Here is a 14,724-nt window from a genome sequence, read left to right on the forward strand (position 1 = left end):
ATAGAAAGATTTCTAATAAAATTAAAAAACACTCATTCAAACTCAATAATTACCAGCTATAATACTTGAACGGAACAAGTGTTAATGTTATAATGAGCTATAGTGTTTAGAATCATATAGCAATCTTTTTTAAGATGTTCTCCTCTTAATATTACTAAAAAATTTAAGGGGGGGGGCTTTTTATTTGCCCTAATGCTTTAAATCAACACGAATAAAATAAATCAAGGAGGTTGAATCTCATGAAGAGAGGTCAACAAGATTTTCGAACGGAGAAATATATTCGTTATGGTATCCGGAAGTATAGCTTTGGAGCAGCATCGGTAGCAATTGCAGCTGGTTTGATGTTTCTTGGAGCTGGTGCGGTATCAGCAACGGAAGTTCAAGGTGCAGAAGCATCAGTAGCTGCAACGTCTCCAGCTGGAAAAACTGATCAAGATACTGCAGAAGCGAAACCTGAGACTACAAAAGCTGCAGAAGTTAAACCAGAAACTAAAGCAGAAGAAGCTCCGAAAGAAGTAGTAGCTCCGAAATTGGATAAGACTCAATTAGAATCTTATGTTAACCAGGTAGCAGAAAATATAGCTGCAGGCAAATATGCAAACAAGACAGACGAAAGTTTGGCTCTTTTGAATGCAGATTTGGAAGCGGCAAAAGCAGCTCTTTCAAGTGCTAATAGTCAAGATGAGTTAAAAGCTGCTTACAACAAACTTGTAACAACTGTAAACTCAAAACTACAAAACAAACCAGTTGAGAAAAAAGCAGCTCCAGCAGTTGATACTACAAATGGTAAAGAAACTGTAGGGAAGAAAGCGGAAAATACTGAGAAAAAATCTGACTCAAACGCAATTGAAAACACTGGTTCTAAAGATGAACGTAATGGTAAAAAACTAGTCCAAGGTTCACACTTACGTTCAGCTAATGAAGGGTACACAGCTGCATCTAAAGAGTTAAGAAAAAAAAATGGTGAATTTCTTGGTTCTACAGGTAAATCTTATCAAGTATTAGATGGGAATAATCAATATAGAATTTATGTTCATGGATATCAATCTGATAACACTGATGTGCGTGCAGCTGCTAATGGAAAAGCTGGGACTAGTGGACGTACAGATATTCCTCTGTCAAAAACAGAAGCTCAGAAACTTGGACGAGAAGCAGAATTATGGAAAGATAAAATTCGTCCTACAGGAAAAGCTAATGGGCCTACAACATGGGGAGCTGGGGGAGCGTATGAATACATAGCTACAGAAATCTATGGTTATACTTATGAACAAGGAAATCATTATGTATATATTACAAATGCTAAAAATCGTTTTAGGTTATCACCGGAAGCAGAAGCAGCAGGATATAGTATTACAGACATAAAACTTACAAATATGGTTCCTGGTACTGTGTATAATGCAAACTCAGATACAGTTGAGGGATATGTAGCATCAAGTCTTCAAAATGGTGTTTATGATATGCGTTACCAAGTTACTGTTACTAAACCAGATAAGTCTACTCAAGTAATTGATTTTCGTAACTTAACAGCAGGATGGGTTGGATGGCAAGATTCATCTGCACCGGTTATTCAAGGGTCTTCTAAGTTAGTTACAATTGGGGATAACGTTAGCCATGATATTAAATATATTGATAACGATGGTGTGACTAGAGATAATCGAACAAACTATACTCGAAATGGTGAAAGGCTAAAAGCAGGATCACAAACAGCTCCGTCAAATAACCGACAAGCATCATTCACCGCAATAGATGGAACTGTACTTACTACAGAATATAGTAAAGAAACTAAAAATTCACCACAAACATTCACAGCGCATACATCCCTAAACGGTGACTATACAGGAAGACAAACTTCGATAAATGATGTTGTACCAGGATTAAATTATGATCCTAAGACAGGGCTGATTACTGGAACAGCAAATGAAGCTGGTATTTTCACAGCAGCTGTTTATGCCAAAGACTACAATAATACAACCAATGCAACAAATCAGGATTGGAATATGTATGGTCAAGAAGCTCATGAAAATATTACAATTGCAGTAGCACCTAAGATTACGGTTAAGAATGTTGAAGCTTACGCAACAAATGTTTCTGTGACAATTTCAAAAAGTGCTAACAAAGCGGAAATTACAATGCCGGATGGAACAGTTACAAAACTTGTAGTTAAAGATGGCAACTGGACAGTAGATGCAGGTACTACTAATACAGCAGTACAAGAAGGTACGGTATTAGGAGTAGCATCTACAACAGAAGATTCAACTCTTAACTTAACTGTAAGACCAGAATCTACAAAATACGTTGGTGTTGATAGTATTGCAGCAAAAGCTACTACAGATAAAGTACGTGCAAATTTACAGCGTGAAGTTGTTAAAGTAAAAGATAAAGATAATAATGAATATACAGCTACTTTCAATAGTGCAACAGGTAAATACAATCTTCCAAATGAAAATGCATATGTACTAAAAGAGAATGTAGATAGAACTACAACATTAACAGAACGTCGTGTCTATACAGATGCAAAAGCAGATGGTAGTGTGGATTACATCGTTTACGAATTTACTCGTACATGGACTACAACTTCAAATGCAGCTACTTTAACAGAAAAAGTTGCAGAAATCCGTAAAAACGGAGAAGTAAAATCGGTGGATGATGTAAGGCGTACAGTTACTACTTTACCAAAAGCTCAGACAGCTGATACAACAGGTGTTACTGTAACTGTGAATTATGATTCAGTAACAGATAAATGGACTGCTTCTGATGGTTCGGCTGTTACTGCAGAAAAATCAAATGCAGGATGGAAGATTTCTACAGATTCTGGATTTAAAGGGTATATTGCATACCGTGAAGCATCTTCCACAGATGTAGCATCAATTCAAAATGCTAAACCAACAGGGACTTCAGCAAGTTATTCAGAAGCAAAAGGTACATCAGTAGACTTAATTAAATCTACTAAAGCAAATGTAGCATTTGCAGATACAATCGATGATAAAACATCAGCAACAGATTCTGATACTATCAAAACAAAAGTAACAGTAACTGCACCAGATGGAAGTGAAAAGGAATTTAATACAGCGCAAACTGAAGAAGCTGCTTACATCCAGGCTCAACGTACTGCTGCTGAAAAAACAAAAGCAGCAACTGCAGCAATTGAGAATTATCAAACTTCAGAAAATGAGCTTGCTCGTCTTCAAGAGTTAGTAGATCGTCAAGTGAAAATCTTAGCGGATGCTGAATCAGCATTAGCTAACTTAAAACTACGCACTATTTCACAAACAGCGCAAGATTTAGCGGAGAAGAAAGTCCAATTAGTAAAAGAATATAAAGCATCATTAGAAGAAAAACTAAATGAAGCGAAAACATCACTACCTATAGCAAAAGCTAAAGTGACTACAGCGCGCCAAGAAGTTTTAGAAGCTGAAAAAACAGTAGAAATAGCACGTGCAGCCCTTAAAACAGCTGCAGAAGCAAACCTAGCTAAAGCTAACGCTTATGTATTATCTCAAAAAGGACGCTACAAAGTAACAGTAAGTGCAGTAGATTCAAACGGTGTTGTAACAACTCCAACAGTAGATGGAACAGATGCAGGTGCAGTAACAGAAGACGCAGTAGCAGAAACAACTTACTACATCGTAGTAACAGATCCAGAGAAATCATCAGGAGCTCAAGGTCAAAAACAAACTGACTCAATGGAAGATAATTTCAATGATGGAAAAGAAGGGACTACAGTATCAGATTACAAATTAGTCAATCCAAAAACAGGAGCTAAAGTTGAATCTGTAACAACTGATCAAGGAACTTACACTGTAGATCCAACGACAGGTGAAGTATCATTTACACCAGTTGAAGGATTTGTTGGAACAGCTACACCGATGAAAGTTTCAGCGAATGTAACATTCAACGATGAATCAGGAACTCCAGTAACAGTAGCGGTAGAAAATGCATATACACCAACTGTATACGGAATTGCACCATCTTCAGATGAGACTACAGGAAAACAAGGACAAACTCAAACTTCTAAATCAGGAAAAGATCGCTTCTCTGAATTAAATACAACAGCTAACACTCCAGATAGAACTAATGTAGACTGGGCAACAGCGGCATACTCACTAGAAGGTGCTAATGAAAAAGGTGAAGTTGAAGTCGAAGGAGAAGGAACGTATTCAATCGATTCAACAACAGGTGTAGTAACATTTAAACCACTTCCAACATTTAAAGGAGAGGGTAGAGGTGTTAATGTACAGGTATCCGTAATGGCAACTGACTCAGAAGGAAATCAAGTTCCAGTTACATCAAAAGGGAAATACACACCAACAGTAACAGGCGTAACGCCAACAGCTAAAGAAGCTACTTCAACAGGAATCCAAGGTGAAACACAAAAAGGAATACCAACATTCACAGCAGGAGATGTAGAAGTACCTATTAAAGATAATTCAGCAGTTCTTCTTGATAAACAAGGCAATCCAGTAGCTGCAGGAACTGCAGTAAATGCTGAAGATGCAAATGGAAACAAAGTCGGAGAATATACAATTGATCCAACATCAAATACTGTAACATTTACACCAACGGATAAGGCTTATGTGGGTAAAGTATTACCAGCAAATGTACAAGCAGAAGATGTAAATGGAACAACCGTTAAAACAACTTACACTCCAACAATCGTAGGAGTTAAACCAACAGCAACACCTGCAGAATCAACAAACATTCAAGGTGAAGTACAATCAGGAGTTGTAGCCTTTGCTCCAGGTAAAGCAACAATTTCAGGTACAGAAAAAACAGTAGCGCTTAAAGAAAATTCAGCTAAGTTATTAAATGCTGATGGAAGCGTACCGACTGAAGCGACAGTACCAGCTTATAAAGAGGACGGAGTTACTCAAGTAGGAACATACTCAATCGACCCAGCAACAAACACAGTAACATTCACACCGACTGATAAAACTTATACAGGTAAGGTATTACCAGCAAATGTACAAGCGGAAGATGTAAATGGCTCAACTGTTAAAACAACTTACACACCACATATCGTAGGTGTAGCACCGACAGCAGATCCAGCTACATCAACAGATGTACAAGGTGTAGAACAATCTAAAGAAGTAACATTCGTACCAGGTAAAGCGGATGTTAATGGAACTGAAAAAACAGCAGCAATCGATCCTTTATCATATAAGGTACTAGGAGAAAATGGACAACCAGCTGATGAAGTAGAAGCAAAAGATCCAAATGGAAAAGTAGTAGGTAAATTTACAGTTAAGAATGTAGATGGAAAAGCAGTGGCTGTATTTACACCAACTGACAAAACTTATGTAGGAGCTGTTAAACCAGTAACTGTTCAAGCGGCAGATACAAATGGAACGACAGTTACAACAACTTACACACCAACTATTACGCCAATCAGACCAACAGGAACACCTGTAGCAACAGAAGGAATTCAAGGTGCTGAGCAAAGCGGAACACCAACATTCACTCAAGGTAGTGACAAAGTTCCAATGAAGATTGATGCAGACCAACCAGCGAAATTAGTAGATCCAGAAACTGGAAATCCAACAGATAAAACAACAATTCCAGCAAAAGACGCTAAAGGAAATACAGTTGGAACATACGCAATCAAACCAACCACTGGAGAAGTAACATTCACACCAAATAAAGATTTCGCAGGAACACCAGTACCAGCGACAGTTGAAGCAAAAGATGCGAATGGAACACCAGCGACAGCTAAGTACACACCAACAGTTAAACCTGCGACACCAACAGCAACAGACGCTGTGACAGAAGATGTCCAAGGTGCAACGCAAGAAGCAACTCCAGTATTCATAACAGGGAAAGCAACTGTTAACGGTACAGAAGTAGAAGTTCCATTAGATAACAACGTACCAGCTAAATTAATCGATCCTGCGACTAAACAACCTACAGACGAAAAATCTGTTAAAGTACCAAACGAAGGAACATACACAATTGATGAGAATGGAAAAGTAACATTCACACCAGAAAAAACATTCACAGGTAAAACTGCAGGAATTGATGTACGTCGTGTAGATACAAATGGAACACCAGCAACAGCTAAGTACACACCAGTTGTAAGACCAGCAACACCAACAAGCTCAGATGTAGTAACAACAAATGTTCAAGGTGCAACTCAAGAAGGAACGCCAACATTTAAAGGTGGAAAAGTAACGATTAACGGTCAAGAAAAAACTGTTGAAATCGATGAAGCTGTAAAACCAAAATTCGATGATGAAACAACAACGAAGACAGTTCCAAACGAAGGAACATACACAATCGATGAGACTGGAAAAGTAACATTCACACCAGAAAAAACATTTACAGGACAAGCTACAGGAGTAACAGTTAAACGTGTTGATACGAACGGAACACCAGTAACAGCTAAATACACACCAGTAGTAATCCCAGTGTCACCAACTTCTAAAGATGCTGAATCAGAAGGTCCAAAAGGACAATCTCAAGAAGGAACACCAACATTTACAGGTGGAAAAGTAACACTTAACGGAAAAGAAGTACCAGTAGAAATCGATGAAGCTGTAAAACCAAAATTCGATGATGAAACAACAACGAAGACAGTTTCAGGAGAAGGAACGTACAAAATCGATGAAAAGGGAAAAGTAACGTTTACGCCAGAACCAAACTTTGTAGGAAAAGCTACAGGAGTAACGGTTAAACGTGTTGATAAGAACGGAACGCCAGTGACAGCTAAATATATTCCAACTGTTCGCCCAGATACTAGATATGTAGTTATCGAAAAAGATGGCAAAGAAACAGATTTACTTCCACCTAAAGATGGAACTAAACCTTCAGAACAAATTCCAGGCTATAATGTTGTTAGAACTGAAATTGATGAAAAAGGAAATACAAAACACATCTACGAAAAAGTAAGTACCTTCTTCAAAGACAAAGAAGGTAAGGAAATTCCTAACTATCCAAGTGAACCAGGAACAGTCGATAAGAAAGACATTCCAGAATACAGATTCGTAGAGACTAAGAAATTACCAAATGGTGATACAGAACACATCTACGAAAAAGTAAGTACCTTCTTCAAAGATAAAGAAGGAAAGGAAATTCCTAACTATCCAAGTGAGCCAGGCACAGTAGATAAGAAAGACATTCCAGAATACCGCTTCGTAGAGACTAAGAAATTACCAAATGGTGATACAGAACACATCTACGAAAAAGTAAGTACCTTCTTCAAAGATAAAGAAGGAAAGGAAATTCCAAACTATCCAAGTGAACCAGGCACAGTAGATAAGAAAGATATCCCAGGTTACCGCTTCGTAGAAACGAAGAAATTACCAAATGGTGATACAGAACACATCTACGAAAAAGTAACAACTTCATTCAAAGATAAAGAAGGCAAAGAGATTCCAAACTATCCAAGTGAACCAGGAACAGTCGATAAAAAAGATATTCCAGAATACCGCTTCGTAGAGACTAAGAAACTGTCAAATGGAGATACTGTTCATGTTTATGAAAAAGTAACACCACCAGCTCCAACACCTTCACCTGTTCCTCAACCAAATCCAGGTAAGCAAAATACAACTACTTGGACTGATGAGGGTGGAAATCCATTGAAACCAACTGAGCCAGGATCTAAAGAACCAGGAACAATTCCAGGTTACGAATATGTGAAGACTGTGACAGATTCAAATGGAAATATCAGACATATCTTCCGCAAAGTTGAGATGCCAATTCCAACACCGGTTGAACCGACTCAACCAGCACAACCGGTAGAGCCAGCAACTCCAGCAATACCTGAACAGCCAGCTAAACCTCAAATGCCAGCAACACCTAAATATGTTGATGGTCAAAAAGAATTGCCTAACACAGGTACAGAAGCTAACGCTAGTCTCGCAGCGCTTGGACTTCTTGGAGTATTGAGTGGATTTGGACTTGTGACTCGCAAGAAGAAAGAAGACTAATCTTTTTAATTGATATGATTTGTTTGGAATGAACAGATTATCCTTAAAGCTGATGAATCGATGATTCATCAGCTTTTTGCGGTACGACGGGCATGTCGTGCATCTGAGGTGTAAGTCCTCCGTGGGCACCTGCTACCGGTGAACCTGTTAGCGATTCTCAGTCTGACGCTGGAAATAAGAATCAGCAGAGGAAGGGATAGCGAAATCGTGGCTCTACGAACAGAAAGGTGGAGGTTCGTAGAGCTGATGAAGATGAGAGTAATTCCAAAGTACAAAAATAGTCGTAACCTATATGCGTAAACTACGTGAGGAATTGAATTCGAACTAGAGAGGCAATAATAAATTTATGCTATAGTTATGGTGGTTTGTATGCGTTTGATTCTAGTTTATCAAACAATAGATTAGAATTGTCAGATAATATCATTTTATGTTATAATGAAGAAAAAAACAGAGGTGTTCAAATGTCAGAAGCAGGTCATAAGTTTTTAGCAAAACTGGGGAAAAAACGCTTACGCCCAGGTGGAAAACGTGCCACAGATTGGTTAATTGCGGAAGGAGGATTTTCAAAAGAAAAGAGAATACTAGAGGTTGCGTGTAATAGGGGAACTACAGCAATTGAGTTGGCACAGCGTTTTGGTTGTAAGATAACTGCTGTTGATATGGATGCTCAAGCTTTAGAAGTGGCTAAAAAATCTGCTGAAACGGCAGGTGTTGCTCATTTAATCAGTTTTGAAAGAGCTAATGCAATGAAACTTCCTTATGAAGATGCTAGTTTTGATATTGTTATAAACGAAGCTATGCTGACTATGCAAGCCGATCAAGCTAAGAAAAAATGTGTAATGGAATATCTAAGGGTTTTAAAACCTGAAGGTCTTCTCCTGACACATGATGTGCTTCTTAAGGAAGCTAAAGAGTCTGTCAGACAGGAATTGTCGCAAGCAATTCATGTAAATGTAGGTCCTTTAACTCAAGATGGTTGGGAAGAGGTGATGATAGAATCAGGTTATTGTGATGTGAAAGTATTGACTGGTGAAATGACATTAATGAAATTATCGGGTATGATTTATGACGAAGGTTGGCTAGGAACCTTGAAAATTTGTGTAAATGCTTGTAAAAAGGAGAATAGAAAGCAGTTTTTAACTATGTATAAAATGTTTGCTAAGAATAAACAGGAATTGGGCTTTATTGCTATGGCTAGTCATAAATCGTCAAATCGTTAGATAATTATTGAAGTTAACTTTTCCTTTTTTCTTTCTTAAAAAATATGCTATAATAGGGAGTAAAAACTTTGAAAGAAAGAAAAAGATGAATTTAAAAGATTACATTGCAACAATTGAAAATTATCCTAAGGAAGGAATTACCTTCCGTGATATCAGTCCTTTGATGGCTGATGGGAATGCTTATAGCTATGCTGTTCGTGAAATTGTTCAGTATGCCACTGACAAGAAAATAGACATGATTGTAGGTCCTGAGGCTCGTGGTTTTATCGTGGGCTGTCCAGTTGCCTTTGAGTTGGGAATTGGTTTTGCGCCTGTTCGTAAGCCAGGAAAATTGCCACGCGAAGTCATTTCTGCTGACTATGAAAAAGAGTACGGTGTTGATACCTTGACTATGCACGCTGACGCCATTAAGCCAGGTCAACGTGTTCTTATCGTAGATGACCTCTTGGCTACAGGTGGAACTGTTAAGGCAACCATCGAGATGATTGAAAAACTTGGTGGTGTTGTAGCAGGTTGTGCCTTCCTTGTTGAATTGGATGAATTGAACGGCCGTGAAAAAATCGGTGACTACGATTACAAAGTTCTCATGCATTATTAATCAAAAACAGTCCCTAGGGCTGTTTTCTCTACATTAGGATATAAAAATAGACTATAGCTAGTTAGAGAAAAACTATAATTGAAAACTATATCTTCTTGCAGTATAATAAAAGGACTAGATGTTTGAGATTTGGCTTCAAACATATGCAATGATTCCTGAAAGAATACAGTTAGGAGAGGGTTATGCCGATTCGAATTGATAAAAAATTACCAGCTGTTGAGATTTTACGGACAGAGAATATCTTTGTCATGGATGATCAACGTGCTGCCCACCAAGATATTCGCCCGTTGAAGATTTTAATTTTAAATCTCATGCCACAGAAAATGGTCACAGAAACCCAGTTGTTACGCCATTTGGCCAATACACCTCTACAACTGGATATTGATTTTCTCTATATGGAGAGCCATCGTTCTAAAACAACTCGTTCAGAGCACATGGAGACCTTTTATAAAACTTTTCCTGAAGTCAAGGATGAGTATTTTGATGGGATGATTATCACGGGTGCTCCAGTTGAGCATTTACCATTTGAGGAAGTGGATTATTGGGAAGAATTTAGCCAGGTGCTTGAGTGGTCTAAGACCCATGTCTATTCGACCCTTCATATCTGTTGGGGTGCTCAGGCTGGTCTTTATCTGCGTTATGGAGTGGAAAAATACCAGATGGACAGTAAGCTATCAGGTATTTATCCTCAGGACACCCTAAAAGAGGGTCACCTTCTCTTTAGAGGTTTTGACGATAGCTATGTATCTCCTCATTCACGGCACACGGAGATCTCTAAGGAAGAAGTCTTAAATAAGACAAATCTCGAGATTTTATCAGAAGGGCCGCAGGTTGGGGTTTCTATTTTGGCCAGTCGTGACTTACGAGAAATTTATAGTTTTGGGCATTTGGAGTATGATCGTGATACCTTGGCAAAAGAGTATTTCCGAGATCGTGATGCAGGTTTGGATCCTCATATTCCAGAAAATTACTTTAAGGATGATGATGTCAACCAGACACCTTGTCTTTGTTGGTCTTCATCAGCAGCCCTCTTTTTCAGTAACTGGGTGAATTATGCGGTCTATCAGGAGACGCCTTTTGACTGGAGAAAGATAGAAGATGATGCATCCGCATTTGGGTATTTATAAGAGGAATTATGACATATTTAGACGCTTTTAAATCAGGGAACTTGGTTTTACCGAGTGCCCTGCTCTTGCATTTTAAGGAACTCTTTCCTTCTAGCGACGATTTTCTGGTCTGGCAATTTTTCTATTTGCAAAATACGACAGGCTTGGAAGAAATGTCGCCAAGCCAGATTGCTGAAAGGATTGGCAAGGAAATTTCGGATGTCAACCAGTCTATCTCTAATCTGACGGAGAGGGGACTTCTCCAGTATCGTACTATCGAATTAAATGGTGAAATCGAATTGCTTTTTGATGCTAGTTTGGCTTTGGAACGCTTGGACGACTTGCTTGGAGTCGCTGATTCAAGTTCAGACCAGTTGACACCTCAGAATCAGCTCAAGGATTTGGTGGAAACCTTCCAGCAGGAATTGGGACGCTTGTTGACACCTTTTGAGATTGAAGATTTGACCAAGACACTAAAGGAAGATGGAACCAGTGCTGACTTGATTAAGGAGGCTCTTCGTGAAGCTGTTTTAAATGGAAAAGCAAACTGGAAGTACATTCAGGCGATTTTGAGAAACTGGCGCCATGAAGGTATCAAAAGTGTGGCTCAAATTGAGGCTAAGCGGGCAGAAAGAGAAGCCAGCAATCCTCAGTTGACACAGGTATCTGTGGATTTTAGAAATGCCATGGATCTCTGGAAGGATTAATCGTTGGAAGCAGGCTTGAAATCCGAGTAAGATTTGCAAGCTGTGTCTAATTGTGATAAAATAAGTAGAAAATAAATTGAAAAAAGAGGTATGTGAAATGTCACGTAAACCATTTATCGCTGGTAACTGGAAAATGAACAAAAATCCAGAAGAAGCTAAAGCATTCGTTGAAGCTGTTGCATCAAAACTTCCTTCATCAGATCTTGTTGAAGCAGGTATCGCAGCTCCTGCAGTTGATTTGACAACTGTTCTTGCTGCTGCAAAAGGTTCAAACCTTAAAGTTGCTGCTCAAAACTGCTACTTTGAAAATGCAGGTGCCTTCACTGGTGAAACTAGCCCACAAGTTTTGAAAGAAATCGGTACTGACTACGTTGTTATCGGTCACTCAGAACGCCGTGACTACTTCCATGAAACTGACGAAGATATCAACAAAAAAGCAAAAGCAATCTTTGCAAACGGTATGCTTCCAATCATCTGTTGTGGTGAGTCACTTGAAACTTACGAAGCTGGTAAAGCTGCTGAATTCGTAGGTGCTCAAGTATCTGCTGCATTGGCTGGATTGACTGCTGAACAAGTTGCTGCATCAGTTATCGCTTATGAGCCAATCTGGGCTATCGGTACTGGTAAATCAGCTTCACAAGACGATGCACAAAAAATGTGTAAAGTTGTTCGTGACGTTGTAGCTGCTGACTTCGGTCAAGAAGTTGCGGACAAAGTTCGTGTTCAATACGGTGGTTCTGTTAAACCTGAGAACGTTACTTCATACATGGCTTGTCCAGACGTTGACGGTGCCCTTGTAGGTGGTGCGTCACTTGAAGCTGAAAGCTTCTTGGCTTTGCTTGACTTTGTAAAATAATCAGTAGCAAAAGCTAGGTGGAACAGCATTCAGGTGCCTGTTCCATTTTTTATAGGAGAGGAAAGATTGAAAACAAAAATTGTATGTATAGGGCTAGCAAGTCTCTGCTTACTTGGCGCAAGAGTTTCAGGAATTGCGGCAGATGAAACAAGTGGAAGCACAGTTTCAGAAAAATCTAGTCTATCAACAGGGACTTCATCAACTAGTAGCAATGAACAGAGAAACAGTGTCTCTGCCCACTGGGATGGGGATTATTATGTAAAGGCTGATGGTTCTAAAGCTCAAAGTGAATGGATTTTTGACAACTACTACAAGGCTTGGTTTTATATTAATTCAGATGGTCGTTACACGCAGAATGAATGGCATGGAAATTACTACCTGAAATCAGGTGGCTATATGGCCCAAAACGAGTGGATCTATGACAGTAATTACAAGAGTTGGTTTTATCTTAAGTCAGATGGGGCTTATGCTCATCAAGAATGGCAATTGATTGGAAATAAGTGGTATTACTTCAAGAAGTGGGGTTACATGGCTAAAAGCCAATGGCAAGGAAGTTATTTCTTGAATGGTCAAGGTGCCATGATGCAAAATGAATGGCTTTATGATCCGGCTTATTCTGCTTATTTTTATCTAAAATCCGATGGAACTTATGCCAACCAAGAGTGGCAAAAAGTGGGCGGCAAATGGTACTATTTCAAGAAGTGGGGCTATATGGCGCGGAATGAGTGGCAAGGCAACTACTATTTGACTGGAAGTGGTGCCATGGCGACTGATGAAGTGATTATGGATGGTGCTCGCTATATCTTTGCGGCTTCTGGTGAGCTCAAAGAAAAGAAAGATTTGAATGTCGGCTGGGTTCACAGAGATGGTAAACGCTATTTCTTTAATAATAGAGAAGAGCAAGTGGGAACCGAACATGCTAAGAAAGTTATTGATATTAGTGAGCACAATGGTCGTATCAATGATTGGAAAAAGGTTATTGATGAGAACGAGGTGGATGGTGTCATTGTTCGTCTAGGTTATAGCGGTAAAGAAGACAAGGAATTGGCGCATAACATTAAGGAGTTAAACCGTCTGGGAATTCCTTATGGTGTCTATCTCTATACCTATGCTGAAAATGAGACCGATGCTGAGAATGACGCTGAACAGACCATTGAACTTCTGAAGAAATACAATATGAACTTGTCTTACCCTATCTACTATGATGTTGAGAACTGGGAGTATGTGAATAAAAGTAAGCGTGCTCCGAGTGATACAGGTACTTGGGTTAAGATTATCAACAAGTACATGGAGACGATGAAGCAGGCGGGCTATCAAAATGTGTATGTCTATAGCTATCGTAGTTTATTACAGACGCGTTTAAAACACCCAGATATTTTAAAACATGTAAACTGGGTAGCGGCCTATACCAATGCTTTAGAATGGGAAAATCCTCATTATTCAGGAGAAAAAGGTTGGCAGTATACCTCTTCTGAATACATGAAAGGAATTCGTGGTCGTGTGGACGTCAGCGTTTGGTATTAAGATATAAGTTTGAAAAAGGAGTGTGCAAGAAAATTGCATCCTCTTTTTCTTTATTTTGTCGCAGTTAAGAGATGTGTAAGGGGACTGTGTTTTATTCTAAAGAATTCTTAAATTATCAGTCTATTGCAACTTTTCTCATGTGGGTCATTTGGCTTGCTATTGTCTTTCCTTAGTAGTATACTAAGGTAGTAATCATTAAGAAGTGGTTACAAAAAATAATGAACGAGGTAAAATAAAATGGTAGAATTGAAAAAAGAAGCAGCAAAAGATGTCGCAACATTAACAAAAGCAGCGCCAGTAGCATTGGCAAAAACAAAGGAAGTTTTGAATCAAGCTGTTGCAGATTTGTATGTAGCGCATATTGCTCTTCATCAAGTGCACTGGTACATGCGTGGACGCGGTTTTATGGTATGGCATCCAAAAATGGATGAGTACATGGATGCTCTTGATGGTCATTTAGATGAAATCAGCGAACGCTTGATCACACTTGGTGGAAGCCCATTCTCTACTTTGACAGAGTTCCTTCAAAACAGTGAAATCGAAGAAGAAGCTGGTGAATACCGTAATGTTGAAGAAAGCTTGGAACGTGTTCTAGATATTTATCGCTACCTCATCACTCTTTTCCAAAAAGCGTTGGATGTGACTGACGAAGAAGGCGATGATGTTACAAACGATATTTTTGTTGGTGCTAAGGCTGAACTTGAGAAAACAGTTTGGATGCTTGCCGCAGAACTTGGACAAGCACCTGGTTTGTAAGAAACAAGGAAACATAGATAAATCTGTAGGAAATT

At 39.0% G+C, this 14,724-nt stretch carries 8 protein-coding genes; all 8 read left to right on the forward strand.

The features are described 5' to 3' along the window. Nucleotides 1-239: 239 nt before the first annotated feature. The 8 genes from HT689_RS05260 to HT689_RS05295 all read left to right on the forward strand — a co-directional run bounded on the left by HT689_RS05260 (nt 240) and on the right by HT689_RS05295 (nt 14,689). On the forward strand, nt 240-7,922 hold the full coding sequence (locus tag HT689_RS05260; RefSeq protein WP_173280850.1) for a YSIRK-type signal peptide-containing protein: 7,683 nt from the start codon (nt 240-242) through the stop codon (nt 7,920-7,922). A 461-nt stretch (nt 7,923-8,383) separates the two neighbouring features. After that, complete coding sequence (locus tag HT689_RS05265) at nt 8,384-9,142, forward strand: class I SAM-dependent methyltransferase (protein ID WP_173280852.1); 759 nt, start codon at nt 8,384-8,386, stop codon at nt 9,140-9,142. A gap of 85 nt (nt 9,143-9,227) precedes the next feature. Continuing rightward, nucleotides 9,228-9,740 (forward strand): adenine phosphoribosyltransferase, encoded by a 513-nt coding sequence (locus HT689_RS05270; RefSeq protein WP_001049318.1) that lies wholly within the window; start codon nt 9,228-9,230, stop codon nt 9,738-9,740. 182 nt (nt 9,741-9,922) lie between these two features. Then, on the forward strand, nt 9,923-10,867 hold the full coding sequence (gene metA, locus HT689_RS05275; protein WP_049544343.1) for a homoserine O-succinyltransferase: 945 nt from the start codon (nt 9,923-9,925) through the stop codon (nt 10,865-10,867). Between the two features lie 8 nt (nt 10,868-10,875). Further along, complete coding sequence (locus tag HT689_RS05280; protein WP_173226800.1) at nt 10,876-11,553, forward strand: DnaD domain-containing protein; 678 nt, start codon at nt 10,876-10,878, stop codon at nt 11,551-11,553. Nucleotides 11,554-11,650: 97 nt separating this feature from the next. Continuing rightward, entirely contained in the window at nt 11,651-12,409 is a 759-nt protein-coding gene (gene tpiA, locus HT689_RS05285) for a triose-phosphate isomerase (RefSeq protein ID WP_138702052.1), read from the forward strand. A gap of 33 nt (nt 12,410-12,442) precedes the next feature. After that, nucleotides 12,443-13,933 carry a choline binding-anchored murein hydrolase LytC gene (gene lytC, locus HT689_RS05290; RefSeq protein WP_138702053.1) on the forward strand — a complete coding sequence of 497 codons (1,491 nt, stop codon included), beginning with the start codon at nt 12,443-12,445 and terminating at the stop codon, nt 13,931-13,933. 237 nt (nt 13,934-14,170) lie between these two features. Further along, nucleotides 14,171-14,689: a Dps family protein gene (locus tag HT689_RS05295; protein ID WP_050107673.1), complete on the forward strand. Its 519-nt coding sequence runs from the start codon at nt 14,171-14,173 to the stop codon at nt 14,687-14,689. Nucleotides 14,690-14,724: the final 35 nt, after the last annotated feature.

The sequence above is a fragment of the Streptococcus sp. 2342 genome (assembly GCF_013276795.1).
Lineage (GTDB): Bacteria > Bacillota > Bacilli > Lactobacillales > Streptococcaceae > Streptococcus.

Excerpts from the sequence above, each read along its gene's own strand:
- HT689_RS05280 (WP_173226800.1), top strand. The coding sequence starts at position 10,876 with ATGACATATTTAGACGCTTTTAAATCAGGGAACTTGGTTTTACCGAGT.
- tpiA (WP_138702052.1), top strand. The coding sequence starts at position 11,651 with ATGTCACGTAAACCATTTATCGCTGGTAACTGGAAAATGAACAAAAAT.
- metA (WP_049544343.1), top strand. The coding sequence starts at position 9,923 with ATGCCGATTCGAATTGATAAAAAATTACCAGCTGTTGAGATTTTACGG.
- HT689_RS05265 (WP_173280852.1), top strand. The coding sequence starts at position 8,384 with ATGTCAGAAGCAGGTCATAAGTTTTTAGCAAAACTGGGGAAAAAACGC.
- HT689_RS05295 (WP_050107673.1), top strand. The coding sequence starts at position 14,171 with ATGGTAGAATTGAAAAAAGAAGCAGCAAAAGATGTCGCAACATTAACA.
- HT689_RS05260 (WP_173280850.1), top strand. The coding sequence starts at position 240 with ATGAAGAGAGGTCAACAAGATTTTCGAACGGAGAAATATATTCGTTAT.
- HT689_RS05270 (WP_001049318.1), top strand. The coding sequence starts at position 9,228 with ATGAATTTAAAAGATTACATTGCAACAATTGAAAATTATCCTAAGGAA.